Source organism: Streptomyces sp. NPDC088810 (genome assembly GCF_044750305.1).
Classification (GTDB): domain Bacteria; phylum Actinomycetota; class Actinomycetes; order Streptomycetales; family Streptomycetaceae; genus Streptomyces.
The window spans coordinates 517,658-544,470 of sequence record NZ_JBIVJQ010000003.1 but is presented as its reverse complement, the minus strand read 5'-3'; the positions used below and the strand labels follow the sequence as shown (position 1 = coordinate 544,470).

18 protein-coding genes are annotated in these 26,813 nt (G+C 72.0%); 17 read left to right on the top strand and 1 reads right to left on the bottom strand.

Annotated elements, in window-relative coordinates; all coding sequences use genetic code 11:
- Positions 1-87: 87 nt before the first annotated feature.
- Positions 88-1,374 carry a PAS domain-containing protein gene (locus ACIP4Y_RS13325; RefSeq protein ID WP_401391873.1) on the bottom strand — a complete coding sequence of 429 codons (1,287 nt, stop codon included), beginning with the start codon at positions 1,372-1,374 and terminating at the stop codon, positions 88-90.
- Between the two features lie 269 nt (positions 1,375-1,643).
- On the opposite strand from ACIP4Y_RS13325, the gene ACIP4Y_RS13320 reads away from it, so the two are divergent.
- The 17 genes from ACIP4Y_RS13320 to ACIP4Y_RS13240 all read left to right on the top strand — a co-directional run bounded on the left by ACIP4Y_RS13320 (position 1,644) and on the right by ACIP4Y_RS13240 (position 26,812).
- Complete coding sequence (locus ACIP4Y_RS13320; protein WP_401391870.1) at positions 1,644-3,017, top strand: acetyl-CoA carboxylase biotin carboxylase subunit family protein; 1,374 nt, start codon at positions 1,644-1,646, stop codon at positions 3,015-3,017.
- On the top strand, positions 3,014-5,026 hold the full coding sequence (locus ACIP4Y_RS13315) for a PEP/pyruvate-binding domain-containing protein (protein ID WP_401391867.1): 2,013 nt from the start codon (positions 3,014-3,016) through the stop codon (positions 5,024-5,026). Before ACIP4Y_RS13320 ends, ACIP4Y_RS13315 begins: the two co-directional genes overlap by 4 nt.
- 8 nt (positions 5,027-5,034) lie before the next feature.
- Positions 5,035-6,369: an MFS transporter gene (locus ACIP4Y_RS13310; RefSeq protein ID WP_401391865.1), complete on the top strand. Its 1,335-nt coding sequence runs from the start codon at positions 5,035-5,037 to the stop codon at positions 6,367-6,369.
- A 658-nt stretch (positions 6,370-7,027) separates the two neighbouring features.
- Positions 7,028-8,506, top strand: a complete 1,479-nt coding sequence (locus ACIP4Y_RS13305) for a sugar transferase (RefSeq protein WP_401391862.1) — start codon at positions 7,028-7,030, stop codon at positions 8,504-8,506.
- A gap of 73 nt (positions 8,507-8,579) precedes the next feature.
- Positions 8,580-9,896, top strand: a complete 1,317-nt coding sequence (locus tag ACIP4Y_RS13300; protein WP_401391859.1) for a nucleotide sugar dehydrogenase — start codon at positions 8,580-8,582, stop codon at positions 9,894-9,896.
- Positions 9,886-11,151, top strand: coding sequence for a glycosyltransferase family 4 protein (locus tag ACIP4Y_RS13295; RefSeq protein ID WP_401391856.1), 1,266 nt, complete (start codon positions 9,886-9,888; stop codon positions 11,149-11,151). Before ACIP4Y_RS13300 ends, ACIP4Y_RS13295 begins: the two co-directional genes overlap by 11 nt.
- Positions 11,148-12,500: a Wzz/FepE/Etk N-terminal domain-containing protein gene (locus ACIP4Y_RS13290; RefSeq protein WP_401391854.1), complete on the top strand. Its 1,353-nt coding sequence runs from the start codon at positions 11,148-11,150 to the stop codon at positions 12,498-12,500. Before ACIP4Y_RS13295 ends, ACIP4Y_RS13290 begins: the two co-directional genes overlap by 4 nt.
- On the top strand, positions 12,497-14,050 hold the full coding sequence (locus tag ACIP4Y_RS13285; RefSeq protein WP_401391851.1) for a Wzz/FepE/Etk N-terminal domain-containing protein: 1,554 nt from the start codon (positions 12,497-12,499) through the stop codon (positions 14,048-14,050). The genes ACIP4Y_RS13290 and ACIP4Y_RS13285 overlap by 4 nt, the downstream gene beginning before the upstream one ends.
- A 3-nt stretch (positions 14,051-14,053) precedes the next feature.
- Positions 14,054-15,988: an asparagine synthase (glutamine-hydrolyzing) gene (gene asnB, locus ACIP4Y_RS13280; RefSeq protein WP_401391848.1), complete on the top strand. Its 1,935-nt coding sequence runs from the start codon at positions 14,054-14,056 to the stop codon at positions 15,986-15,988.
- 17 nt (positions 15,989-16,005) lie between these two features.
- Entirely contained in the window at positions 16,006-18,186 is a 2,181-nt protein-coding gene (locus tag ACIP4Y_RS13275) for a bi-domain-containing oxidoreductase (RefSeq protein ID WP_401391845.1), read from the top strand.
- The gene (locus ACIP4Y_RS13270; protein WP_401391843.1) at positions 18,183-20,141 is read left to right on the top strand and encodes an alginate lyase family protein; all 1,959 of its coding nucleotides are present in this window, start codon (positions 18,183-18,185) and stop codon (positions 20,139-20,141) included. Before ACIP4Y_RS13275 ends, ACIP4Y_RS13270 begins: the two co-directional genes overlap by 4 nt.
- A gap of 8 nt (positions 20,142-20,149) precedes the next feature.
- On the top strand, positions 20,150-21,685 hold the full coding sequence (locus tag ACIP4Y_RS13265) for a right-handed parallel beta-helix repeat-containing protein (RefSeq protein WP_401391840.1): 1,536 nt from the start codon (positions 20,150-20,152) through the stop codon (positions 21,683-21,685).
- A 1-nt stretch (position 21,686) separates the two neighbouring features.
- Complete coding sequence (locus ACIP4Y_RS13260) at positions 21,687-22,919, top strand: O-antigen ligase domain-containing protein (protein WP_401391837.1); 1,233 nt, start codon at positions 21,687-21,689, stop codon at positions 22,917-22,919.
- 2 nt (positions 22,920-22,921) lie between these two features.
- Positions 22,922-24,130 carry a glycosyltransferase gene (locus ACIP4Y_RS13255; protein WP_401391834.1) on the top strand — a complete coding sequence of 403 codons (1,209 nt, stop codon included), beginning with the start codon at positions 22,922-22,924 and terminating at the stop codon, positions 24,128-24,130.
- The gene (locus tag ACIP4Y_RS13250; protein WP_401391831.1) at positions 24,127-25,377 is read left to right on the top strand and encodes a class I SAM-dependent methyltransferase; all 1,251 of its coding nucleotides are present in this window, start codon (positions 24,127-24,129) and stop codon (positions 25,375-25,377) included. The genes ACIP4Y_RS13255 and ACIP4Y_RS13250 overlap by 4 nt, the downstream gene beginning before the upstream one ends.
- On the top strand, positions 25,374-26,168 hold the full coding sequence (locus ACIP4Y_RS13245) for a sugar phosphate nucleotidyltransferase (RefSeq protein WP_401391828.1): 795 nt from the start codon (positions 25,374-25,376) through the stop codon (positions 26,166-26,168). The genes ACIP4Y_RS13250 and ACIP4Y_RS13245 overlap by 4 nt, the downstream gene beginning before the upstream one ends.
- Positions 26,165-26,812: a PIG-L deacetylase family protein gene (locus ACIP4Y_RS13240; protein ID WP_358641838.1), complete on the top strand. Its 648-nt coding sequence runs from the start codon at positions 26,165-26,167 to the stop codon at positions 26,810-26,812. The genes ACIP4Y_RS13245 and ACIP4Y_RS13240 overlap by 4 nt, the downstream gene beginning before the upstream one ends.
- Position 26,813: the final 1 nt, after the last annotated feature.

The following is a 26,813-nucleotide window of genomic DNA, read 5'->3' as shown; positions in this document are numbered from 1 at the left end:
TCTTCATCCCGCGCATCATAACCACACCCCCGAGCAACTGTCCTCGATCTTTTTCCTCGCCCCTCGCGGCACATGGCGTCCGGCGGCTCAGACGGGGCTGAGCGGATGTGCCGCCGTGGCGGACCGGGGCGGCCAGGCCTGCGGGGAGAGGATGCCGAGCACATAGGCGCGGGCGACCAGGGCGGGGCGGGTGGCGGCGCCCAGGAGGTCGCGCAGGCGGCTCAGGTGGTAGTCGACCGTCTGCCGTGAGAGGTGCAGGGTCCCCGCGATGTCCGCGTTGCTGCGCCCCGCGGCCAGCAGCGCGAGGATGCGCACCTGGGTGGCCGTGAGCGGCGGCTGCGCCTCCTGGCGCAATCCGACGTGCGTCATGACGGCCCACACCCCGGACACGCGTTCCGCAGCACCGGGCACCGCGCTCAGGTGGACCCACACGCGGCGCAGCCCGCTGTCTTTGTCGACGAGGACCGCGGCGGCACGGGCGCTTCTGCGTCGGCCGCCTATGAGGTCGTCCCAGATCCGGTGCAGGGCGCTGCGCTCGGGTGTCCTCGCCAGGAGGCTGTCGGCGGGCAGCCCGATGAGCTCGGAGAGGCGGATGTGCAGGAGGTCCGCGACGGCGGTGCCGGCCTGCCCGACCAGTCCGTCCACGGACAGGCGGACGCAGAGCAGGCCGCTGTGGTCGCGCAGGGTCCGTAAGTCCTCCTCGGCCCGGCGCCGTTGGTCAAGGGCCCGGACGGAGTCGGTGACGTCGACGTAGATGCCGGCCACACAGCGGCGCCCTGCCCAGCGGACGGGGAAGCGGTACCCCGTGGCCTGCCCCGAGGAGCCGTCGGGGCGCCGGTAGGCGAGGGTGTGCCGTACGGGCCTGCCGCCGGTCAGCACCTCACGGTCCAGGGCGAGGAACCGGGCGACGTCACCGGGTTCGTCCACGTCGGCGAGGTGGCGGCCGATCACGGCGTCGCGCGTGGTGCCGTACAGATGGGCGTACGCGTGGTTGGCCCACAGGTAGCGGCCGGTCGCGTCGCGCACGAAGGCCGCGGCCGGGGTGAGGTCGGCGAACGCGGCGTACGGGTTCTCCTCCGGCCGGCCGCTCACCTCGACCGCCACTCCCCTGCTGCGGTGCCGACCGCTACCGGCGTGACGGGTGGGCCAGTTGACGTCGAAGGTGCGGCCCTCGAAGCACGCCTGGTAGGGGCCCGCCTCCGGGGCACCGGACGGGCCGTCGCGGTCGGCGCGGAGGGCTTCCAGGAAGCGGCGGGCGGTCCGCTCGTCGGCGAACGCGCCGCCTCCGCTGTCGACCACTTTCTGCCCGCCGTCGGCTTCCCACCAGGACACCGGAAGGGGCGCGAGCAGCGTCTTGAAATCGGCCTCGTCCACGGCCCAACTCCTTCAATTGTCCACCATGTCACGGTGAGTGACACCTCATGCGTATCCCGTAGCGCACCGGTCATGCGTGCTCCCGGCACTGCGGCATTTGCCTGAACGCCTCGCTGATTTCGGTGCCGGGCACGTGAGTTGAGGCTGCTTCGCTGGAAGGAGGGGCGGCGCGGCGGACTTCGCACCGGCAGCGCGTCGCCGGCCGCCGCAGCCGTTTCGGGCGCGGCCCGTGCCCGGGACTTCGGGACGATCGAGGGAGTTGGGTTTCCGTGAGCAAGGTGCTGTACGTGCATGCCAAGGGCGGGCCGCCGGCGGGGCACGCCCTGAAGCGGGTGGCCGCGAGGTCCGCGGTGCACCTGCTGGCACTCAGCGAGCTGCCCCCCGGCGTGGCGGCGGAAGCCGCGAGGCTGTGCGACTCGGTCGTCACCCACGCCACCGCGGAAGAGCGCGATCTCGTCGAGCTCATCACCGCCCGTGCCCGCGAGGTGGGCGCGGACGCCGTCGTCACCTTCTCGGAGTACGCGGTGGTGGCGGTCGCCGAGGCCTCCCGGCGGCTCGGGCTGCGGGGCGCCGGGCCCACCGCCGCGCTCGCCCGGGACAAGCGGCTGATGCGTGCGGCCTGGGAGCGCCGGGGCTTACCGCAGCCCCGGTTCCGGTCGGTCACCACCGCCGTGGAACTCGAGCGTGCAGCAACCGAGTTGACCTTCCCGCTGCTGCTGAAGGCCGCGTGGAGCGCCGGTTCCACCGCCCACCAGATCATCGCGACGCCCGGGGACCTGCGCGAGGCCTGGCAGCGCTCGCGCGCGGTGATGGCGGAGTCGGCGCTGCTCGGGTACGCGGAACTCCATGTGGCCGGCGCCGGCGAGGACTTCATCGTGGAGGAGATCGTCAGCGGGTGCGCCGGGGACTGGTTCGACGGTTCCGGCTGGGGTGATTACGTCAGTGTCGAGGGCGTGGTGGTCGACGGCGTCTTCCGCCCGGTCTGTGTGAGCGGACGGATGCCCACGGTGGCGCCGTTCACCGAGCGCGCCGGCATCACCCCGGCGGCCCTCGGGAGCGCCGCACAGGCCGGGATCGTGGAGCTGGCCCGGCGGGCCGTGGACGCCCTGGGTCTGGAGAACTGCGGTACGCACACGGAGATCAAGCTGGGCGCACACGGCCGTATGTGGCTGATCGAGACGGCCGCGCGGTTCGGCGGCGCGATGACGGTGCCGCAGATCGAGCAGGTCTTCGGGCTCGACCTGGTCGGCATGTTCACCGATCAGCTGCTCGGCGGCTCTCCCGCCTGGCCCGCGCGGGCGCTGACACCGGACGACGCCGTCGGGGCGGCCGGGTCCCTGGTGGTGCTCGCCGTGAACGGAGACGGCTCGCCGTGGGCCCGTCGCCATCTGTGGGACTCCGCGTCGGTCGTCCGCTCGGCCCCGGTCAGCCCCGGCAGCACGCTGTCCGTCGTCGCCGAGAGTTCCCTGCCGGACGGCGCCCTCGTGCCGGTGTACGACCCCGCCGCCGGCGCCAACACCATGGCGGCGGTGTGTCTGCTGTCGGCCGACCGGCCACAGACCGTCGTGGACGACTTCACCGCGGTGGTGGACGCCCTCCCGCGGATCCTGCCCACGGACGTCACCGAGGCGGTGCGGGCATGACCGGCACACTGCACGAGGCGGGCGTGCCCGACGCCGCGAGCGACCGTACCGTCGTCGGCGCCAACCTGTCGCTGCCGCTGTTCCGCGCGCTGTCCGGGGTGCTGGCCGGACACGCGTACCTCAAGGTGGTCGTGGACCGTGCCCAGAACACCTGGCATCTGCTCGACACCCGGGTGCACCCCTTCCACGTCGACTACATCGCGACCCGCGTCCTCGGCATGACGCTGGACGAACTCGACGCGAACCTGGACGCGTTCAACTCCTCGGTGTACATGGACCCCGAACGCCGGTTCCTGCTCGGTGTGTTGTCCCTGCACACCGAAGAGGAGGCCGGCGGCTCCGAGCGACCCTTCCTCGTCCTGGAGACCACCGAGGCGGACACCATGCCCGGGTCGCTGCTGGAGGAGTTCTACCACTATGTGCGCGGACGGGTGGACGGTCGGCTGCCGCTGTTGCTGAAGCCGGCCAACCACGGTCAGGAACAGGAACTGGCCGCGGTCGGCGAGGCACGGGTGCCGCGCATCCTCAGCCATGAACTGTTCGGCAACCGGATGCGCACCTGCCTCAACCCGGGCGAGGCCGAGGGACGGCTGCGCTACTTCCGCACCACCGCCGAGTACGAGAGCGCCGCCGCGGACCTCGGCTGGCCGGACATCATCGCCATGCCCCGCCTGCCCGACGACGTGCCCCGCACCGCAGGGTTCATCAACACGGCCCCCACCACGCCGCTTTCGCACACCAACGTCCTGGCCGCGGGCTGGGGCATTCCGAACGCGATCGTCCGCGATCTCGACGCCGTCGTCCGGCGCGAGGGTCTCGACGGCGCGTGGGTCCGCTTCTCCGTGCGCGAGGACGCCATCACCCTGGAACGGCTGCCCGGCGCACCGGCTCTGGAACGGCCCGCCTGGCACCGGCAGCGCATCCGTATCGAGACACCGCTGCTCCAGCAGGCCCCGATCCTGGCGCTGCACCGGCTGCGGCGCACCGACCGGGACGGTTACGGCACCAAGGCGGCCAACCTCGGGGAGCTGCACCACGTCCTGGACAGCCGCACCGCGGACCTGACGAGGTTCTACGCCCGCCCGCGTCCGCCACGGCCCGATCTCCTCGGCCACCTCGCCGCCCGGCTCGGCGAGTCGGGGGCGTCGCCGGAGCGGCTGCGGGCCGCCGCGGCGGAACGCGTGGCCGAGACGGTCCGCGCGCCCCGGGGGGTGGCCCTGCCGTTCCGGCTGCACCATCTGTTCCTCACCTCCTCCCCCGCGCTGCAACAGGGCATCGGCAGGCTCAAGATGGCGCTGGAACTCGACGCGCTGGACGTGGTCGACTCGCTGTCGCTGCACCTGCAGCGTCTGACGTGCAGTACGCCGATGCCCGAGGAGGTGGCGCGGGCGATCACCGCCTCCGTGACGGAGCTGATCGCGGACGGGCGTCGTCTGGTGGTGCGCTCCTCGTCCAACGCCGAGGATCTGCCCGGCTTCTCCGCCGCCGGGATCTACGACTCCGTCACCACGGTGCGCGGCACGGACCAGCTCATGGACGCGGTACGGCAGGTGTGGGCGTCGCTGCTGTCACCGCGCAGCGTGCGTCTGCGGCACCAGGCCGGCATCCCCCTGGACGACACCTACATGGGAGTGATCGTCCAGGAGTACACGCCCGCCGACCTGGGGGGTGTGCTGGTGACCTGTGATCCGACCCGGCCCGAGGACTTCCGCAACGTGTACCTGAACTGCACCCCCGGCTCGCCCGAGCGGGTGGTCGACGGCACCGTCCTGCCGCAGCAGTACCTGTACAACACCGTCGAGGGGGGCGGGCGCACGGTCGACCTGGGCTCCTCGCGCGAGGACCTCCCGGCGGCGACACGTGCCTCGCTGGCCCATCTGGCACTGGCAGGGCGCCTGTTGCAGTCCCACTTCAGCGAGGCCGACTGCGACGACGCCCTGGACATCGAGTGGCTGATGACCGCAGAGGGGACCTTCCACCTGGTCCAGGTCCGCCCCTACGCCCGGTGAGCCGCCGTATGTCCCTGCTGCGGTCCTCCTCCCCCGCGATGGCGCCGTCCCCGGCCGCACGCCGGATCATCCGCCTGAACAACGGGTTCCAGCTGCTGTTCAACCTGCTTTGGTGGATGCCGGTGTTCTACGCGTACCAGCGTGACGCGGGCTTGTCCGACGGCCAGATCTTCGGCATCCAGAGCATCTACTACATCGCCTTCTGCCTGTTCGAGATACCGACCGGAGTCGTCGCCGACCATATCGGCGCCCGCAACTGCCTGCGCGCGGGAGCGGTGGTCATGACGGCGGCGAATCTGCTGCCGGTGCTGGCACCGACGTACACCGGTTTCCTCACGCACTTCCTGGCCATCGCGGCCGGACGGTCCCTGACGTCCGGCGCGGCGAGCGCCTACCTCTACGACGGGCTCCGCGCGGAGCGGGCCGACGCCCACTACCTGAGGGCCGAGGGCACGGCGCGTGCCCTCGGGCTCGCCGCCAAGGTGGTCTGCTGGCCGCTCGTGGGGCCGCTGATGACACTGGCGCCGCAGACACCGTACGTGCTGAGCGCGGCGAGCGCGGCCGGTTCCCTCGGCTGCGCCCTCGCCCTGCCGCGGCTCGCCGCGCACGGGACGCAGGCCCGACCGCGTTCCCCGGCGCGGCCCGGTGGAGGCTTCCTGCGCGACACCGGCGCCGCGCTGCGTGCCCTGCGGTCCTCACCGTGGCTGGCCCTGCTCATGGTCCAGGGCGTGGCCGTGTTCACGCTGTCGCGGATCTGCCAGGTCAACCTGTTCCAGCCGGTGCTTCTGGAGCACGGCATCGGGGAGAACGCACACGGCAGTGTGCTCGCGGCCATGACCGTCGCCGAGGCGGTGGCGTCGGCCCGCCCGCAGTGGCTGAGCCGCCGGGTGCCGCCTGTCGTCTGGGTGTCCCTGCTGAGCGTGGCGCTCGCCGCGGCCCTGGCGGGCACCGCCGTGGGCGGGCCGTGGACCGTGGTCGCCCTGCTGTGCGCATTCGCCGCGATCACCGGGTTCGTCTATCCGGTGCAGCGCAAACTCGTCAACGACGCCGTCCCGGCGCACGCACCGCGTGCCACGCTGCTGTCGGTGGAGAGCATCGTGGACCGTGCCGTGTGCGCGCTGGCCGCGGTGGCCGCGGGGGCCTACCTGGCGGCGGGCCGGCTGGACGCGCTGCTGTGGCACAGTGCCGCGATCACCTGCATCCTGATGCCGGCTCTCCACCTGGCACTGCACCGGGTCAGCCGGGCGGGCCCCCCGGACGGGAAGGACGGCACCGCCTCGGACACGGCCTCGGCCGGCCGACCCGTCTCCCTGCCGGCCGACGAGGGCGCGGCGCCACGCTGACACGGTGTCATCGGCGGGAGCGGGTCCGGTGATGCTCAGCTCTCGCCGCCCGGCTCCGTCGGGCCTTGATGCATCCAGGCGATACGTGGAAGGCACACGTGCTCCGCCCCCCCCGCTTCCGCCCAGACGTTCGAAATATGCGCGCGGAATAGAACAGGTCACCGCTCAATGGTTGTCCGGTGAAGTACTCGGTCAACAGGCGCACGGACTACTCGTCGTCCCGGTAACGCTCCGGGATGTTCAATTCGATCATCGATTGCCCTTCCAGCCAGGCTCGGCCGCGCGGGCTGCCGGAGCGCGTGGTGGCGTGAAGGCACCCATAGGCGGTGACGGCTCAGTGGATCAAGCCTCAAACCTTGAACACAAATTACACACATCCCCTCTCCATACCGGCCCCGATGGTCTAGATTGACCGTGCTTCAGCTGTTCGGAGGCGAGGCGACCAGTAATGATCTCGGGGTTGATCAATTCCTGGTCCGGCAAGGGGGCCTTGGGTGCGGGGAGCACCCGGGGTTTTTGAAATATCCCCGGATGTCATGCGCTAGGGGGGCGGGGGCTCCGAGGGGAGGAACAGCGCATCAAGGGAGGCGGGGGCCTTCCGAGGGGAGCAAACAGTGTTGGGCGAAAACGTCGAATCACTGGGAACCTGGGGGGTTCTGTGCGGCAAGGGGGACTTGTCAGCTCGGCTCCGTCGGCGCGCGGGCGTCTGGAGAACGAAGCGATCAGCCGGCCCGCGATCGAATGGGAGCAGCGGTACCGCCGTACCGTGATCATCAGCGATACCGTGGCCACCGCCTTCGTGGTGGCGGCGATCGGCAACTTCTTCGGGGCCCGTGACGCGGCCAACTGGCACGAGAAGTGGGGAATTCTCGCATTCGGCACCGAGCTGCTGGTGCTGGGGGCGCTCGCGGTGAGCCGGTCGTGGGCTCCGGCCGTGCTCGGCCAGGGCGCCGAGGAATTCCGCCGGCTCGGTCGCTCACTGTTCACGGCGACCGTCGTACTGGCGCTCGGCGGAATCGCCCTCACCTCACGCAACATCAAACTCTGGATCTTCGTCGCGATTCCCGCGATCGCGCTCGTCACCATGACAGCGCGGTATCTGCTGCGCCTCTGGCTGCACAAACAGCGCAAGGAAGGGCGGTGCCTGAGACCGGTGCTCGCTGCCGGGAGCCCGGCCACCGTGCGCGACCTGATCACCCGGACCCGCAAGTTCCCGCACCTCGGCTGGCGGGTGGAGGCGGTGTGCACGACGGACGGACGCGGGCTCGACGGTGACCAACTGGACGGGGTGCCGGTCGTCGGTCAACTGGCGGACGTCGCCAAGCACGTCCGTCACGACGGCTACCGCGTCGTCGCGGTCACACCGGACCCGCACTGGTCACCGGACCGGCTGCAGCGGCTGGCCTGGAACCTCGAAGGAAGCGACGCCGAGATGGTCGTGGCCCCCGTGCTGATGGAGGTGGCCGGCCCGCGGCTGCACGTCGACGCGGTGCTCGGGATACCGCTGCTGCGGGTCAGCATGCCGACCTTCACCGGGGGCCGCCGGGCGGTCAAGGGGGTCGTCGACCGGATGGGCGCGGCGATCCTGCTGGTGCTGTTCGCGCCGCTGATGGTGCTCGTCGGGCTGCTCGTGCTGGCGGACAGCCGGGGTGGGGCGTTCTACCGCCAGCGCAGGGTCGGCAAGGACGGCCGCGAGTTCACCATTCTCAAGTTCCGCACCATGGTCGCCGGGGCCGACCGGGCACGTGCCGAGCTGGCCGACCGCAACGAGGGCGCCGGCCCGCTGTTCAAGCTCCGCCGGGATCCCCGGGTGACGCGGGTGGGAGCGGTGCTGCGCCGGTACTCGATCGACGAGCTCCCACAGCTTTTCAACGTGCTCACCGGATCGATGTCACTCGTCGGTCCCCGGCCTCCGCTGCCGGAGGAGTGCGCCGCGTACGGCCCGGACATCCGGCGGCGGCTGCTGGTCAAGCCCGGACTCACCGGCCTGTGGCAGATCAGCGGACGCAGCGACCTGTCGTGGGAGGAGGCGGTCCGGCTGGACCTGCGGTACGTGGAGGACTGGTCGCTCGCCCTGGACACAGTGATCTTGTGGAAGACGCTGCGTGCGGTGCTCCACGGGCAGGGCGCCTACTGATGCGCGGGGGCCGTCGTCCGGCCCGGCGCACGGACCGCAGGCCAGGAGGCCTGCCTGGGGGGAGGAACGAGTCATGAAGGTCAGCGTTTTCGGGCTCGGCTACGTGGGCTGCGTGTCGGCCGCGTGCCTGGCCAGCATGGGCCACGAGGTCGTCGGGGTGGACGTGAACCAGGTGAAGGTCGACCTGGTCAACGACGGCAAGGCCCCCGTGGTCGAGGAACGGATCGGCGAACTCATCGCCGACGTCGTGCGGACCGGAGCCCTGCGCGCCACCGGCGACGTCCGCGAGGCGATCAGGGACAGCGAGGTGTCACTGGTCTGCGTGGGCACGCCGTCGGAGCCCAACGGCAGCCTGTGCACGACGTACCTGGAACGGGTCACCGAGGAGATCGGCGCCGCGCTGGCCGAGCGCGGTGGGCGGCACACCGTCGTCTTCCGCAGCACCATGCTGCCCGGCACCTGCCTGAACCTGCTGGTACCGATCCTGGAGAAGTACGTCGGCGGCACGGCCGGGGTGGACATCGGGATCGCGGTCAACCCGGAGTTCCTGCGCGAGGGCACGAGCGTGCGGGACTTCTTCGACCCGCCCAAGACCGTCATCGGCGAGCTGGACCCGTTAAGCGGCGACGCGGTGGCGGCGCTCTACGACGGCTTGCCGGGCGAGGTGTTCCGGGTGCCGATCCCGACGGCCGAGGCGATCAAGTACGCGGACAACGCGTTCCACGGCCTCAAGATCGGCTTCGCGAACGAGCTGGGCGCGGTGTGCCAGGCGCTCGGGGTGGACTCGCACCAGGTGATGGACGTCTTCCTGGCCGACCGCAAGCTGAACATCAGCCCCGCCTACCTGCGGCCCGGCTTCGCCTTCGGCGGCTCCTGCCTGCCCAAGGACCTGCGCAGCCTGGTCCACGCGGCGCAGCGGGCCGACGTCTCGGTGCCCATCCTCGCCCACGTGCTGCCCTCCAACTCCCACCACCTGCAGCGCGCGGTGGAGCTGGTCGAGCGCACCGGCAAGCGCCGTGTGGGCCTGTTCGGGCTGTCGTTCAAACCCGGCACCGACGACCTCCGCGAGAGCCCGCTCGTCGAGCTGGCGGAGAGGCTCTTCGGCAAGGGGTACGACCTGAAGATCCACGACGCCAACGTGAGCCTCTCCCGGCTGCTCGGCGCGAACCGCGAGTACATCGAGACCCGGCTGCCGCACCTCGCGCAGCTGCTCGCGGAGTCCGTCGAGGAGGTGCTGGAGCACGCCGAGGTGTGCCTGGTCGGGACCAGGGACCCGGCCGTGCTGTCGGCGCTGCCCCATGGCAACGGTCCGGTGATCGTCGACCTCATCCGCCTTCCCGACGCCGAGGCGCGCCGGGCCGAACCGGGGTACATAGGCCTTGCTTGGTGAAAGAAGCAGCGGTGACCGGCCGGCCCGGCGCGCGCTGATCCTGGTGGAGAACCTGTCGGTGCCGTTCGACCGGCGGGTGTGGCAGGAGTGCACGACGCTGCGCGACGCGGGCTGGGAGGTGCACGTCATCTGCCCCCGGGGGACGAAGCGGGACACGGAGCCGGAGGCGGAGATCGACGGGGTGCGGATCCACCGCTACCCGTTGCGCGCCGCCACCGGAGGGCCGGCCGGCTACCTGCGGGAGTACGGATCGGCGTTGTGGCACACGGCCCGGCTGGCCCGCAAGGTCGGCCCGGTCGACGTGGTCCACGCCTGCAACCCGCCCGACCTGCTGTTCCTGCCGGCACTGTGGCTGAAGCGGCGCGGAGCGCGGTTCGTCTTCGACCAGCACGACCTGGTACCCGAGTTGTACCTCTCCCGGTTCGGCCGCGGCGAGGACCTGCTCTACCGCGCGGTGTGCGGGCTGGAACGGCTGACCTACCGGGCCGCGGACGTCGTGCTCGCCACGAACGAGAGCTACCGGGACGTCGCGGTGCGCCGGGGCGGCCGGCGGTCGCAGGACGTGTTCGTGGTGCGCAGCGCCCCGGACATCGACCGGTTCCGTCCCGTACCGGCCGAGCCGGAGTTGAAGCGTGGCAAGTCCCATCTGCTGTGCTACCTCGGCGTCATGGGCCCGCAGGACGGCGTCGACTACGCCCTGCGGGCCCTCGCGAAGCTGCGCGCCGAATTCGGGCGGACCGACTGGCATGCGGTGTTCGTCGGTGCCGGCGACACCTTCGACGCGATGGTGGAGCTGTCCCGGCGGCTCGGACTCGCGGAGCAGGTGGAGTTCACCGGGCGCATCCCGGACGCCGACCTGGTGCGCTACCTGTCCACCGCGGACGTGTGCCTCTCCCCCGACCCGCGCAATCCGCTCAACGACGTGTCGACCATGAACAAGGTCCTGGAGTACATGGTGATGGGCCGGCCGATCGTCTCGTTCGACCTGAAGGAGGCGCGCGTCTCCGCCGGTGACGCCGCCGTCTACGCGCCCGCCAACGACGAGGCCGAGTTCGCCAAGCTCATCGCGCTGCTGCTGGACGATCCGCAGAAGCGGGCCCGGATGGGCGAGATCGGCCAGGAGCGGGTCAGCGGGCCGCTCTCCTGGCGGAACTCGCAAGCGTCGCTGCTCGCCGCCTATGCCGCTGCCTGTCGTGACAACTCTCCGGTGCCGGCAGGCGACCCGGACCGGGCAGGGAAGAGGCAGCCCAGTTGAGCGACGACACGATACGCCTGGTCACGATCGGGCGGATTTTCCGCCGGCGTTGGCGGCTTCTCCTCACCCTCGCCCTGGTGGGCGCGCTCGTCGGCTACGGCACCTCGTTGCTGTTCCCGCCGCGCTACACGACGTCGGCATCGGTGCTGCTGCCGGGTGCGTGGGAGGAGCGCGAGCTGCTGACGCAGACGGAGATCGCGACCAGTTCGGTGGTGGTCGACCGCGCGGCCGCCACGCTCGGCTGGGCCGGGGTCGGCGGCCGGGAGCTGCGGGACCGGGTGAGCGCCCAGGCCTCCGACGGGAACATCATCAAGATCTCGGGCACCGCCGACACCCCGAAGCGCGCACAGCAACTCTCCGACCAGGTGGCCCGGCAGTTCGTCACGTTCGCCACGCAGATCGTGGGCGACAACACCGACCCCGAAGCGGCGGCGCAGCTCGAGGCACTGCGGCAGACGGTGAAGCAGACCAGCCGCCGCATCACCGAGCTGGCCGACGCGGCCGATCCGGGGCAGACCGTGGAAAGCGTGCAGGCCCGCACCGACCTCGAGAAGCTGCGCACCACGCTGCAGGAGGCCATCAACAAGCTGGACCAGGCCGACCCGGCCGCCAACAAGGCCGGCATGGTCGTCATGGGGCCGGCGCCCCGGCCGGCCGGCCAGGCACCGCCGACGCGGATGCAGCTCGTCGTCGGCGGGGCGCTGCTGTTCTTCCTCCTCGCGGTCATCGGCCATCTCGCCGCCGCGCGGATGAGCCGCCGGCTGCGCACCGAACCGGAGATCGCCGCGGCGCTGGGCTCGGCGCTGCTGGGTGCCGTCGACGTACCGGGTGAACGGCCCGGCGGCCGTGGCCCGCGGGCCGGGATCCGCCGGCTGCTGGGCATCGACGTCCGGTGGGACACACCCAGCCCGCAGACGTCCGACGAGGCGGGCAGGCGGATCCGCTACCGGCGGGTGTGCGCCCGCCTCCGGGACCGGCTGCCGGCCCCCCGGCGGCTGCTGGTCGTCGTCCCGGACGGCGACGAGATCGCCCGCCGGGCCGCCGAGCAGCTCGTCGCCGAGGCCGGGAGCGACCCGCTGCTTCGGGTGGTGGGGGTTTCGGTGTCCGAGCCGATGGTGCCGGACCGCGAGCACGAGTCCGGTGTCCTGGTCGTGGTCAGCGCGGGCAGCTGGACCTCGGGGGAGCTCGCCGGCGTCGCCGAGGCCTGCGCCGACGCCAGGCACAAGGTCGTCGGCATCGTCCTCGCCGGCACGGTCCGGGTCCGTTCTACGCGGTCCGCCGGCCGTCCTCGGGATGCCGCCGAACCGCCACTCGCGGTCGGCGCCGACGCGGGGGGCGGTGCGAGGTGACGACGCATACGACGCCGGAGCCGTCAGCCGCGGCTCCGCTGCTGGACCTTCAGGCGCTGGTGGTGGCGGTGCGCAGGCGGCGCCGTCTGTGGTGCTCCGCGGCGCTGCTCGGGCTGCTCGTCGGCGTGGCGGTGGCGGTCCTGCTGCCCCCGCAGCCGACCGCGGTGACCAAGGTGCTGGTCGCGCATCAGGAGGACCAGCCGAACGACCCCGGAACGCTGATCCGCACCGACGTCGCGCTGCTGCACACCACGCGCATCGCCGGTGCGGCCCTGAAGTCCCTCGGGTCCCCGGCGAAACCGGAGGACTTCATGCAGGACTACGGGGGCATCGGCCTGACCAACAACCTGCTGCAGATCACGGCGACAGGGCACAACGACGCGGAAGCGGTGGCCCGCGCCGAGGCGCTGGCCGACGCGTTCGTCGCGGACCATGTGAAGCGGATGCAGGGAGCCGCGGACGCCGAGGCCAAGAGCCTGCTCGACCAGCGTGACCGGCTGCAGCGCGAACTCACCCAGGTCAACAAGACGATAGGAGACGGATCGCCGCAGAGCGGGCCCAAGGCGGCGGCGAACCTGGAGTCGCTCTTCGCTCGCCGGGCCCAACTCACCTCGCGGATCGCCGACTTCACCCAGCGCGCCGCCGAAGCACGCGTCGGCACACCCCAGCTCATCGCCGGCACGCAGATCGTGGACGCCCCGCACGCGGTGCGGCACTCCCTGACCAGAACCGCTGCCACCGACGCCGCGATCGGGCTCGTCCTCGGGCTCGTCCTCGGGCTCGCGGTGGCCGCGGTCGGCACGGTGGTGGCGGACCGCCCCGTGCTGCGCCGGGAGATCGCCGCCAACCTCGGTGCCTCGGTCATCACCGAGCTGCCCCGCCGGTCGCCCAGGCTGTGGCAGCGCCGACGGATCCGGGCGGCACGGACACGGCTCACCGCGTCCCTGGTCCGCACCGTGCGCACCTCCGCGGAACCGGTGTCACTGCTGGAACTGGGCTGTGCGCGCAGCACGAGCGTGATCGCCCTGGACCTCGCCAGGGCGCTGGCGGCGCAGGGGCCGGTGGTCGTCGTCGACGGTCTGCCCGGGCCGCAGCTCGCGGGCCGCCGCCCGAAGCCGGGAGACCCCACCGTGGTCAGCGGCGAGCGTGCCGCGGCCCTGGCGCCCGAGGAGTCCCGGATCGGCGTCGGCTCGGTGGCGCCCGGCACGGCCTGGACCGACCTCCGGTACCTCGGCACCCGGACCGTGCTCGTCGTGCGTGCCGGGCACGCCAACGCGGCCTGGCTGCACACCGTGGCGCGGCAGCTCGCGGACCAGCGCATCGCGGTGATCGGTGTGGTGCTGATCGACCCCGATCCGCGTGACCGGACCGACGGCACGCTGTGGGACGGGCCGCACACCGCGCTGCGCGGCCGGAACGAGCTGCCGGCCCAGCAGAACGGTGGGGGTACCTCCCACGCCGTTCAGGCAGTGGGGGAAGGCCGGCATCGGACGGAGCGGCTGCCGATCCGGGCGGCACGGGTCCCGGACAGCGACCAGGAGGCGCGGTAGCACATGTGTGGCATCGCAGGCACGTACCGGTGGCCGGACGGGAAGGCCGTGACCGACCGGCTCACCGACACCCTCGCCCACCGCGGTCCGGACGGGGCGGGCCGGTACAGCCACCCCGCCGGTGACGGCGAAGTGCACCTCGGGCACCGCCGGCTGTCCATCATCGACCTGTCGGAGACCGGCGCCCAGCCGATGGGCAAGGACGGCCTCGTCCTGACGTACAACGGCGAGCTGTACAACGCGCCCGAGCTGCGGGCCGAACTGGCCGCCGCCGGGGTGCGCTTCCGCGGTACCTCCGACACCGAGGTGCTGCTGGAGGCCTGGCGGCGCTGGGGCACGGACTGTCTGCCCCGGCTGCGCGGCATGTTCGCGTTCGGGATCTTCGACGAGCGCACCGGGGACCTGGTGCTCGCCCGTGACCAGCTCGGCATCAAGCCGTTGTTCCTGCTCCGGCGTGGCGAGGGTCTGGTGTTCGCCTCCGAGCTCAAGGCGCTCGCCGCCGTGACCGGCGGGTCGCTCCAGGTGGACCCCGCGGCGCTGGTGGCCTCGCTGCTGTACTACTGGGTGCCGGACTCGCGGTGCGCGTTCCGCGAGGCGGAGAAGCTGCCGCCGGGGAGCTGGCTCAGGTGCCGGCCCGACGGGCGGGTGGAGCGCGGCCGGTTCTGGAACCTGAAGGACGTCGCCGCCGAGGGCCGGGAGCGGGCCCGGGCCGGTGAGCAGCCGGACGTGGCAGCCATCGTCGAGGAGTCGACCCGGCGGCACCTGCTCTCCGACGTCCCCGTGGCGACCTTCCTGTCCGGCGGGCTGGACTCCAGCTACCTGACCGCGCTGGCGGCCCGCGACCGGCCCGGGATCTCGGCGTACACGATCGGATTCCGCGCCGAGGACGCCAGGTTCGAGGCGATGCCCGACGACCTGCGCTATGCCCGGCAGGTGGCCGAGCGGTTCGGCGTCGACCTGCGGGAGATCGAGATCGCCCCGGACGTGCTCGACCTGCTGCCGCAGATGACGTACCACCTGGACGAGCCGATCGGCGACCCCGCCGCGATCAACACGTTCCTGATCTGCTCGGCCGCCCGGGAGGCCGGGGTCAAGGTGATGCTCTCGGGCATGGGTGCCGACGAACTCTTCGCCGGCTACCGCAAGCACCTGGCCAATCTGATTGCGCTGCGCTACCAGCGCGTCCCGCGCCCCCTGCGGCGCGGGATGTCCGCGGCCGTGGACCGGCTGCCGGTCGCCACGAGCCGCCGGGGGTACCGGTCGGTGCGCTTCGCCAAGCGGTTCCTCTCCTTCGCCGAACTGCCGGAGGAGACCGCGTTCCGGCGCAGCTACACCATGTACGACCGGGGCGAGCTGCTCGCCCTGCTCGATCCGGACCTGGCCGGGACGGTCGAGGACGTGCTGACCGAACATGCGGACACCTACCGGGACAACGACCTCGACGACTTCGTCAACCGCATGTGCCTGACCGACGCCCGGATGTTCCTGCCGGGCCTGAACCTCGCGTACACGGACCGGTCGAGCATGGCCGCGTCGACCGAGGTGCGGGTGCCGTACGTGGACGTCGAGGTGGTCAAGGCGGCGTTCGCCGTGCCCGGTGACCGGAAGATCGTCGGACGGCAGGGCAAGGCCGTCCTGAAGGAGGCGGCCACCTCGATCCTGCCCCGGGAGATCGTGTACCGGCCCAAGGGCCTGTTCAGCGCCCCGCTGCGCGCCTGGATGAGCCGGGATCTGGCGCCGCTGGTGCGCGAGGTGGTCAACGACGGCGAGCTGGTCCGTTCCGGGTTCCTGCGCCGCGACGCGCTGGCGCGGCTCGTCGCCGAGGACGCCGCCGGGCAGCGGGACTTCTCCAAGCATCTGTGGCATGTGCTGACCCTCGAATTCTGGTATCGCAGCGCGACCTCCCGGTCCGGCCAGAACTCCCCCTCGACGGCGTAGAGACAAGAGGACTTCAGGTGAAACAGGTAGTGCAGAACTACAAGAGCGGCGAGCTGGCGCTGCTCGACGTGCCGGTGCCGGGGTGCAAGCCGGGGGGTGTGCTGGTCCGCAGCGCCTACTCGCTGATCTCCACCGGGACCGAGCTGATGAAGGTGTCCGAGGCCGGCATGTCGATGCTGGGCAAGGCCCGCTCCCGGCCGGACCAGGTGGCCAAGGTCGTGCAGAGCGTGGCCACCAACGGGGTCCCCGCCACCTACCGCAAGGTGATGGGCAAGCTGGACTCCTACACGCCGCTGGGCTACTCGCTGTGCGGGGTGGTCGAGCAGGTCGGCGCCGGGATCGACGAGGTGAAGGTCGGCGACCTCGTGGCCTGCGCCGGCAACGAGCACGCGCTGCACGCCGAGTTGAACTGGGTGCCGAAGAACCTGTACGCCCGGGTGCCGGACGGTCTCGCGGCGCGGCATGCGGCCTTCGGCACCGTCGGGTCGATCGCGCTGCAGGGCGTCCGTCAGGGCGAGTCACAGCTCGGCGAAGTGGCGCTGGTCATCGGCCTCGGGCTGATCGGGCAGCTGGTGGTGCAGCTGCTGGCCGCCTCCGGAGTCCGGGTCGTCGGGGTCGACCCGGACCCGGTGCGCTGCGAGCTGGCGGCGCGTCTGGGCGCGGCGGCCTGCGGTGATCCCGCGTCCGCGGCCGTGGAGGCCTCCGTCGCCGAGCTGACCGGCGGTCACGGCGTGGACCAGGTGTACCTGGCCGCCGGCGGCGGCAGCAACCAGCCCGTCGAGCTGGCCGCCCGGCTCTGCCGGGACCGCGGCCGGGTCGTCGACATCGGCAAGTGCCGCCTGGACCTGCCGTGGAACGCCTACTACGAGAAGGAGCTCGACGTCCGGTTCTCCCGCAGCTACGGCCCCGGGCGCTACGACCCGGAGTACGAGCTGGAGGGGCGGGACTACCCGATCGGCTACGTGCGCTGGACCGAGCGCCGCAACCTGGCGTGCTTCCTCGATCTCCTGGCCCGCGGCAGCGTCGACGTGGAGCCCCTGGTCTCGCACATCGCCGACTTCGACGACGCCGTCGAGACGTACCAGCGCCTGAAGGACGGCGACCTGAAGGCCGTGGCCGTGCTGTTCCGGTACCCCGAACATGCGGAGGAGCCGGAGGACACAGCGGCCCCGGCGGTGGCCGTGCCCGCGGTGAACGTGGGGCGGGCTCCGGCCCGGGCCGCCACGACGCCGGTGCGCCTCGCGTTCGTCGGCGCGGGCAACTACGCGACGTCGATGCTGCTGCCGCACCTGGCGCAGCGGGACGGCGTGCAGTTGTCGACCGTCGTCACCACGACGGCGCTGTCCGCGGCCAACGCGCAGCGCAAGTTCGGCTTCGAGGAGGCGACCACCGACCTCGACGCCGTGCTCGGCGACAAGTCCATCGACGCGGTGTTCGTCGTCACCCGGCACAGTTCGCACGCCGAACTGACCCGAAAGGCACTGCTGGCCGGCAAGACCGTGTTCGTGGAGAAGCCGTTGGCGCTCACCGAGGACGAGCTGGCCGGCGTGCTCGCGGCGGTGGAGGAGTCCGGCAACGACCGGTTGCAGGTGGGCTTCAACCGCCGGTTCGCACCGCTGCTGCGGGAGGCCAGGCAGCGGTTCGGCGCCCGGACCGGTCCGGCGAACCTGCGCTACCTGGTCAACGCGGGCCGCCTCGACCACGGCAGCTGGTACCTCCAGCAGGGCACCGAGGGCTCGCGGTTCGCCGGTGAGGGCGGACACTTCATCGACACGGCGAGCTGGCTGCTCGGCGCCGACCCGGTCTCGGTGTACGCGGTCGCCTCGTCCGGCACCGAGGACCTGCAGGTCGTGCTGCGCTACCCGGACGGGTCCACCGCCACCATCAGCTACGTCACCAGCGGCCCGGCCGGCTTCCCCAAGGAGACGCTGGACCTGGTCGCGGACGGCAAGGCACTGCGGCTGGACGACTTCGTCCGCGCCTCGGTGTACGCCCCCAAGCGGTGGGTCAGTTCGCGGCTGCCCAAGGCCCGGGACAAGGGCCAGAACGCCGAACTGGCCGCGTTCGTCAAGGCGGTGCGGACCGGCGGGCCGATGCCGGTGCCGCTCCAGTCGCTGGTCGCCACCACGGCGGCCACCCTCGCCGTGCAGGCCGGCCTGGCCGGCGGTGCGCCGGTGACGTTGGCGAGGACGCGATGACCATGAGCGCGGGCTGGTACCTCCGGCGGCTGTCCCGGATGGGGCCGCGGGAGGTCGGCGGGCGGGTGGGCGACGCGGTGCGCAGACGGCGGTGGCGGTCGGTGCGGCCGGACTGCCCGCGCGTGACCGGCGCCCGGTTCACCGCGCTGCTGCCCGCGGGAACGATCGCCGCGGTGTCACCGGACGCCGCCAAACGTCTCATCGCCGAGGCGGACCGGCTGATGTCCGGGCACGCCGAGTATTTCGGGGTGGTCCGCGACGACCTGGCCGACCCGGACTGGTGGTACGACCCGAAGACCGGGCGCCGGGCTCCGTGGGGCTACGCCTTCGACGTGCCCTACCGCAACGAGGACGCGGTCGGGGACATCAAGCAGATCTGGGAGCTGTCCCGGCATCAGTACCTCACCCAGCTCGCCGCCGCCTACGCGCTCACCGGGAACGAGCGGTACGCCGAGCGCGTGGCCGAGCACCTGCGGTCGTGGTGGGCGGGCAACGCGCCGCTGCGCGGGGTGCACTGGACCAGCGGCATCGAGTTGGGCATCCGGCTGCTGTCCTGGGTGTGGATCCGCCGGCTGCTCGACGGCTGGCCCGGCGCGGCCGCTCTGTTCGAGGGCAACCCGGTGGCGCTGAACCAGATCTGGCACCACCAGCGCTGGCTGGCCGCCTTCCCCAGCCGGGGGTCTTCGGCGAACAACCACATCATCGCCGAGGCCGCAGGGCAGTTCGCCGCGGCCTGTGCGTTCGGGTGGTTCCCCTCCTCGGCTCGCTGGCGGGCCGACGCGCTGCGGTCGCTGGAGCGGCACCTGCGCGGCAACACCTTTCCCTCCGGCCTCAACCGCGAGCTGGCCACCGAGTACCACGGACTCGTGCTGGAGCTCGGCCTGGCCGCGGTGGCCGAGGCGGATGCCGCCGGCGTGCCCGTCCCCGCGTCGATCCGGCTGGTGCTGCTGCGGATGACCGACGCGCTCGCGGCCGTCGTGGACAGCCGGCTCCGGCCGCCGCGCCAGGGGGACGCCGACGACGGACACGGTCTGGTCGTGGACGGCGCGGGCACCGACCGCTGGGCCTCGCTGCTGGCCACCGGGGACGCCGTGTTCGGCCGGCTCGCCTGGTGGCCGGCGGTGACCGGCACCGATGTGCGCACCCCGCTGCTGACCGCGCTCATCCGGCCGTACGCGAAGAACCGGACCGCACCGGCCGTGTCCCGCCCGGCAAGCCGGCCGGCCCACTTCGCCGACGCGGGGCTCACCGTCCTGCGCGGTCCGGAGGAGATCTGGTGCCGCTGCGACGGCGGTCCGCACGGCTTCCTGTCCATCGCCGCGCACGCCCACGCGGACGCGCTGTCCGTGGAGGTCCGGCACGACGGGGTCGACGTGCTCGCCGACCCGGGGACGTACTGCTACCACGGGCAGCCCGAGTGGCGGCAGTACTTCCGGTCGACCCTCGGCCACAACACCCTGCAGCTGGACGGCGGGGACCAGTCCGTCTCCGGCGGCCCGTTCCTGTGGACCCGGCATGCCGAGAGCCGCGTCCTGGTCGCGGACACCTCCGGCGAGGGTGTGGCCCGCTGGTGTGCCGAGCACGACGGTTACGGGCCCTCCGTGCACCGCCGTCGGGTGGAGCTGACGGCCGCGAGCCGGGAGCTGAGGGTGGTCGACGAGGTGTCCGGCCCGCGCCGGGCCGCGCGCCTGGCGTTCCACCTCGGCCCGGCCGTCACCGCGGACCTGGCGGGCCATCGGGCGGTGCTGACCTGGACCCGGGACGGCGAGGACCGCTCCGCCGTGCTCGACCTGCCCGGGCAGCTGTCCTGGCGGGCGCACCGCGGCGAGACCGGCCCTCCGCTGGGCTGGTACTCGGCCGGCTTCGGGCGCAAGGAACCCACCACCACGCTGGTCGGCACCGGTTTCACCGACGGCACGGAGGGCTTCACCACCGTGCTCAGGTTCCACGGCTAGGGGGGCGCGTGGGGATCAAGAGGCGGCACTGGGCGTTGGCGGCGGCACCGCTGACCCTGGCCCTGCTGACGGCGACCGGCTGCGAGAGCACGCCGGGCGCCCGGGCGGCGGAGCCGACCGCTGCACCGTCGACGTCCGCGGCCCGATCCGTGGCCCAGGTGTGCGCCAAACCCGCGGCCGGGCCCGCGAAGGCGCCGGCGGGCGCGGTGACGGTCGACCCCGCGGTGGTCGGTGACCTGGCTGCGAAGACCAGGAGCAGCCCCCCGAACACCACGTTCTGGCTTCGACCGGGCAAGCACAGGCTCGACCCGGACCGCTACGCGCAGGTCATCCCCAAGAAGGGGGACAGCTACCTCGGCGCGCCGGGCGCGGTGCTCGACGGCCGGAAGAAGAACCAGTACGCGTTCGGCGGGACCGCCCGCGGCGTCACCATCGGCTACCTGACCGTGCAGGGTTTCGTCGCGCCGGAGAACGAGGGCGTGGTCAATCACGACTCGGCCGACGGGTGGGTGATCGAGCACGCGACGATCCAGTACAACTCCGGTGCCGGGCTGATGGCCGGTGCCCGCCAGCAGGTCCGCGCCAGTTGCCTGCGCGGCAACGGTCAGTACGGCATGAACGCGTACAAGTCCGGTGGCCGTATCAGCGGCCTGGTGGTCGAGGGCAACGAGATCGCGGGCAACAACAGGGACGACTGGGAGCGGCGGCGGCCGGGCTGCGGCTGCACCGGAGGCGTCAAGTTCTGGGCCGTCGACGGCGCCGACGTACGCGGCAACTGGGTGCACGACAACCGCGGGGCCGGGTTGTGGGCGGACACCAACAACAACGACTTCCGTATCGAGGACAACGTGCTGGAGGCCAACGACGGTGCCGCGCTGATCTACGAGACCAGCTACAACGCGGTCATCCGCGACAACACGATCCGGCGGAACAACTGGGTCGAGGGCCGCAAGGAAGCCGAGCGCGGCGACAGTTTCCCGTTCGCGACCGTCTACCTGTCCGAATCCGGCGGCGAACCACGGATCCGGGCCCGCACCGACAAGATCGATATCTACCGGAACGTGCTGGAGAACAACTGGTCCGGGATCACCCTGTGGGAGAACGCCGACCGGTTCTGCAACAGCCCGGCCAACACCTCGTCCGGTGACTGCACGTTGCTGGTGAGGAACACCAAGCGCTGCGCACAGCCGGCGATCGCCAGGCAGCCGCTCTACGGCGACTGCCGGTGGAAGACCCAGCGGGTGGACATCCACGGCAACCGCTTCGTGCTGGACAAGTCGGTCGTCGACTGCACGGTGAAGTGCGACCGCATGGCGGTGCTGGCCAACTACGGCACCTACCCGGACTGGTCGCCGTACAAGGGCGAGCGGGTGGCCCAGGCGATCACCCACCGGCAGCACAACCGCTGGCACGACAACGTCTACCTCGGGCCATGGAAATTCGTCGCCCTCGACCCCAGCCGGATCCTCGACTCCGGGCAGTGGCAGGGCGCGCCGTACCGGCAGGACGCGGGCAGCACCTTCCGTGCACGGGACGGTGGTTGAGATGCGCGCGGATCCCACGACGAGGATCGTCGCGACGGTCTGGGGGCTGCTGGTCCTCAACACGCTCGGCTCCGCCGGGGCGAAGACCATCGTCCCGCTGCCCCGCTCCCTCATCCAGATGGTCACCATGGGCGCGCTGGTCGCCGCGTTCGCGCTGGCGCTCGTACTCAATCCCCGGCTGCGCATCAGGGCCAGCGCCTTTCTGCTCCTGCTCACCCTGCTGCTGGCGCTGAGCGTGATCTCCAGCGTGCACCTGGAGTCCGGGTTCGGCGCGCTGTTCCGCTGCGCCCGGCTGGCGCTCTTCGTCGGCACGCTGTGGCTGCTCAGCCGCTGGTGGGACGGCGGCCTGACGTTCGTGCGGCATCACATCCGGATGTACTTCGCGGTGCTCGGGTCGGTCGCGGCCGGCCTGGTCATCTCCCCGGGCGCGGCCCTGCCCGACCTCTACGGCGGGCGTCTGGTCGGCGCGTTGTGGCCGCTCACGCCGCCGCAGATAGGACAGTACGCCGCGGTGATCACAGGGCTCACCGTGCTGCTCGTCCTGGGCCGCAGGGCCGACAAGGCCGGCGCGGCGGTCGTCATCGTGCCGTCACTCGTCCTGCTCGCGCTGACCCATACCCGCACGGCCACGCTCGGCCTGCTCATCGGGCTGGCGCTGGCGATCGGCTCGCTCATCCTGACCAGCGCGCCCGCCCGCCGGTTCTTCACCTGGGCGGTGCTGTGCGCCGTGGTGGCCGCGGTGGGGTTCGCCTCCGCGCTGCAGGCGTGGTTCCTGCGCGGACAGAGCAAGGAGAACTTCTCCAACCTCACCGGTCGGGCCAAGGTCTGGGACGCCCTGCTGGCTGCACCCCGGTCGACCCCGGAGCAGTTGTTCGGCGTGGGCCTGGGCGACAAGTCGTTCGGCGGGCTGCCGATCGACAACAGCTGGCTGGCCGTCTACAACGAGCAGGGTCTGATCGGCGTCACCCTCGTCGCGGCGATCGTCGTCGTGCTGGGCGGCGTCGCGTTGCTGCGGCCTCCGTCGCTGCAGAGGGCCTGCGCGATCTTCCTGATCAGCTACTGCGCGATCGCCTCGTACACCGAGGCCGGGCTGGGCGACGCCTCGCCGTATCTGCTGCATCTCGCCGTGGCCGCCTCGCTGCTGGCGGCGCCTGCCGCGGCCGCTCCCCCGCCGACGCCCGAAGTCCGCCGGCGGCGCGCCCCGCGATGGGCCCGGACATCGGAGGTGGCCTGAGCATGCACGTCCTCGTGGTGCACAACCGCTACGCCTCGGCGCAGCCGAGCGGGGAGAACAAGGTCGTCGACCAGGAGGTGGCGCTGCTGCGCGGGGCCGGCCACCGGGTCGAGGTGTTCGAGCGGCGCAGCGACGACATCGCCGGCCGGTCCCTGCTGGGCAAGGCCGCACTGCCGCTGCTGGTGCCGTGGAACCCGGCGGTCCGCACGGAGCTCGCCGCCCGGCTCCGCACCGGGCGGCCGGACGTGGTGCACGTCCACAACGTCTTCCCGCTCCTGTCGCCCGCGGTGCTGGCCGCCTGCGCCGACGCCGGCGTGCCCGCCGTCGCCACGCTGCACAACTACACCCAGATCTGCCCGCCCGGCACGCTGCAGCGGGACGGCCGGCCGTGCACCGAGTGCGTCGGGTCCACGCCGCTGCCCGCCGTCCGGCACGGCTGTTACCGCAACTCCCGGCTGGCGACGGTGCCGCTCGCGGTGAGCCTGTCGGTCAACCGGCGGCGGTGGTGGTCCGGCGTGGAGCGGTTCTTCTGCATCTCCGCGGCGCAGCGCGCCGTCCTGGTGCGGGCCGGCATGCCGGCCGAACGGCTGGCGGTGAAGCACAACTTCGTGCCCGACCCGGGTGCCTGCCGGACGGGCGAGGGCGAGCATCTGCTCTATCTCGGCCGGCTCGCGGAGGCCAAGGGCGTGCGGCTGCTGATGGCCGCGTGGGACGAGATCGCCGCCGACGGCGGTGTGGGCGTGCCGCTCCTGATCGCCGGCACGGGGCCGCTGGAGCGGGAGGTGGCCGCCTGGGCGGCGGGCCGGGACGACGTGCGCTACGCCGGCCTGTACGACACGGCTCAGTGCCGGCAGGCCATCGCGCGGTCGGTCGCCGTGGTGGCCCCCTCGACGTGGCTGGAGGCGTTCGGCCTGGTGGTCGTGGAGGCGATGGCGGCGGGGGTCCCGGTCGTCGCCGCCGGTCACGGCGCCTTCGTCGAACTCGTCGAGGACGGGGTGACCGGACTGCTGCACCGGCCGGGCGAGGCCGCCTCGCTCGCGTCCTGCCTGCGCCGGATCACGGCCGGGCCGGCGCTGGGCCGGGAGATGGGTCAGGCGGCCCGGCGCCGTTACGAGCAGGACTTCAGCCCGGCCGTCGGGCTGGAGCGCCTGGTGGAGGAGTACCGCACCGCGATCGCGGGTCGGACGGAATCAATGGGGGGCAGTACATGACACGATGCCGACTCTGCGGCTCGGCGACGCTGGCGAGCGTCGTCGATCTGGGGGCGACGCCACCGTGCGAGAGCTTTCTCGCCGCGGACCAACTGGACCAGCCCGAACCCGCGTACCCGCTGCACCTGCGGGTCTGCACCGACTGCTGGCTGGCGCAGATCCCGCCGCTGATCACGCCGGAGGAGACGTTCAAGGAGTACGCGTACTTCTCCTCGTACTCGACCTCCTGGGTGGAGCACGCGCGCACGTTCGTCGCCGACGCCGTGCAGCGGCTGGGTCTCGGCCCCGACGCCTTCGTGGTCGAGGTCGCGAGCAACGACGGGTACCTGCTGAGGCACGTGGTGGACCGCGGGATCCGCTGCCTCGGCATCGAGCCGTCGGTGAACGTCGGTGCCGCGGCGCGGGACGCGGGTGTGCCCACGCTCACGGAGTTCCTGAGCCCGGAAACCGGCTCGGCCGTGCGCGCCGGACACGGCCCGGCGGACCTGGTCGTGGCCAACAACGTGTACGCGCACATCCCCGACGTGGTCGGTTTCACCCGGGGGCTGCGCGCCCTGGTCGCCGACGACGGCTGGGTCTCCATCGAGGTGCAGCACCTGTTGACCCTGATCGAGGAGAACCAGTACGACACGATCTACCACGAGCACTTCCAGTACTACACGGTCGCGTCCGCGATCCGCGCGCTGGCGAGCGGCGGGCTCGCGCTGGTGGACGTGGAGTTGCTGCCCACGCACGGCGGCTCCATCCGGCTGTGGGCCCGCCCGGCCGGGGTGGCGGGCGAGCCGACCCGGCGGGTGGCCGACGTGCTGGACCGGGAGAAGGCCGCCGGGCTGCAGGAGCTGTCCGGGTACACCGAGTTCTCCGCCCGGGTCGCCAAGGTGCGCCGGGACCTGCTGCGGTTCCTCATCGAGGCGGCCGAGCGCGGCGAGACGGTCGTCGGCTACGGCGCCCCGGGCAAGGGCAACACCCTGCTCAACCACTGCGGCATCCGGCCGGACCTGCTCGCTTACACGGTCGACCGCAACCCCTACAAGCACGGCAGGTTCACCCCCGGCACCCGCATCCCGATCCTGCCGCCCGAGCAGATAGCCGCCGACAAGCCGGACTACGTTCTGGTCCTCCCGTGGAACCTGCGCGCCGAGCTGGTCGAGCAGCTGTCCTTCGTGCACGACTGGGGCGGCCGGCTGGTCTTTCCCATCCCGGAACTGAGCATTGTCGAGGTCGCGTCCCGAAAGGTCACAGCATGAAGGTCGTTCTGTTCTGCGGCGGTTACGGGATGCGGATGCGCAACGGAACCGCCGACGACGTGCCCAAGCCGATGGCGATGGTCGGCCCGCGACCGCTGATCTGGCACGTCATGCGCTACTACGCGCACTTCGGGCACACGGAGTTCATCCTGTGCCTCGGGTACGGGGCGCACCACATCAAGGACTTCTTCCTCCACTACGAGGAGACGACGTCCAACGACTTCGTCCTGCGGGGCGGGCGGACCGAGCTGCTGTCCACCGACATCGCGGACTGGACGATCACGTTCGCGCAGACGGGCATCGAGTCGCCGATCGGGGAGCGGCTGCGCCGGGTGCGGCACCATTTGGACGGCGACGAGATGTTCCTCGCCAACTACGCGGACGTGCTCACCGACGCCCCGCTGCCGGAGATGATCGAGAAGTTCTCCCAGCGCGACGCCGGCGCCTCGATGATGGTCGTGCCGCCCCAGTCCTCCTTCCACTGCGTGGAGTTGGGCGAGGACGGCCTGGTCGGCGGCATCACCGCGGTGAGCGAACTGCCGCTGTGGGAGAACGGCGGCTACTTCGTGCTGCGCCAGGAGGTCTTCGACCACATCCCGGAGGGCGGGGACCTGGTCGCCGACGGATGCGCTCAACTGGCCAAGCGCGGGCGGCTGGTGGCGCACCAGCACCGCGGCTTCTGGAAGCCGACCGACACCGTGAAGGAGCGGGCCGCGCTCGACGACGCCTACGCCCGGGGCGACCGCCCGTGGGCCGTATGGGAGCGGGACAGCGCCGGGGTGAGCGCGTGATCCGGCTCGGGGCGGGGCGGCTGGACCGGATCGTCGCGGTGGGCGCGCACTGTGACGACATCGCCATCGGCGCCGGCGGCACGCTGCTGACGCTGTGCCTCGCGCGGCCGGGTGTCCGTGTCGACGCGCTGGTGCTGTCCGGCGGTGGCAGCGAGCGCGAGCAGGAGGAGCGGGCCGCGCTCGCCGCCTTCTGCCCGGGTGCCGACCTGCGGCTGACCGTGCTCAAGTTGCCGGACGGCCGGCTGCCCGTGCACTGGGACGAGGCCAAGGCCGCGGTCGAGGAACTGCGCGCGCAGACCGACCCGGAGGTGATCCTGGCCCCGCGCACCGACGACGCGCACCAGGATCACCGCGGCCTGGCGCAGCTGATGCCCACCGCGTTCCGCGACCACCTGGTCCTCGGCTACGAGATCGTCAAGTGGGACGGCGATCTCGGCCGTCCGGCGGCGTACCAGCCGCTGTCGCCGGAGATCGCCGAACAGAAGGTGCGGTTGCTGCAGGAGCACTACCCCTCGCAGCGGCACCGGCCCTGGTACGACCGGGAGGCCTTCCTCGGGCTGGCCCGGATCCGCGGCATCGAATGCCACGCGCGTTACGCCGAGGCGTTCGCCGTCACCAAACTCACGCTCAACCTGGGGGGTTGAA

Excerpts from the sequence above, each read along its gene's own strand:
- ACIP4Y_RS13300 (WP_401391859.1), top strand. The coding sequence starts at position 8,580 with ATGAAGGTCAGCGTTTTCGGGCTCGGCTACGTGGGCTGCGTGTCGGCC.
- ACIP4Y_RS13270 (WP_401391843.1), top strand. The coding sequence starts at position 18,183 with ATGACCATGAGCGCGGGCTGGTACCTCCGGCGGCTGTCCCGGATGGGG.
- asnB (WP_401391848.1), top strand. The coding sequence starts at position 14,054 with ATGTGTGGCATCGCAGGCACGTACCGGTGGCCGGACGGGAAGGCCGTG.
- ACIP4Y_RS13260 (WP_401391837.1), top strand. The coding sequence starts at position 21,687 with ATGCGCGCGGATCCCACGACGAGGATCGTCGCGACGGTCTGGGGGCTG.
- ACIP4Y_RS13245 (WP_401391828.1), top strand. The coding sequence starts at position 25,374 with ATGAAGGTCGTTCTGTTCTGCGGCGGTTACGGGATGCGGATGCGCAAC.
- ACIP4Y_RS13255 (WP_401391834.1), top strand. The coding sequence starts at position 22,922 with ATGCACGTCCTCGTGGTGCACAACCGCTACGCCTCGGCGCAGCCGAGC.
- ACIP4Y_RS13250 (WP_401391831.1), top strand. The coding sequence starts at position 24,127 with ATGACACGATGCCGACTCTGCGGCTCGGCGACGCTGGCGAGCGTCGTC.
- ACIP4Y_RS13315 (WP_401391867.1), top strand. The coding sequence starts at position 3,014 with ATGACCGGCACACTGCACGAGGCGGGCGTGCCCGACGCCGCGAGCGAC.
- ACIP4Y_RS13310 (WP_401391865.1), top strand. The coding sequence starts at position 5,035 with ATGTCCCTGCTGCGGTCCTCCTCCCCCGCGATGGCGCCGTCCCCGGCC.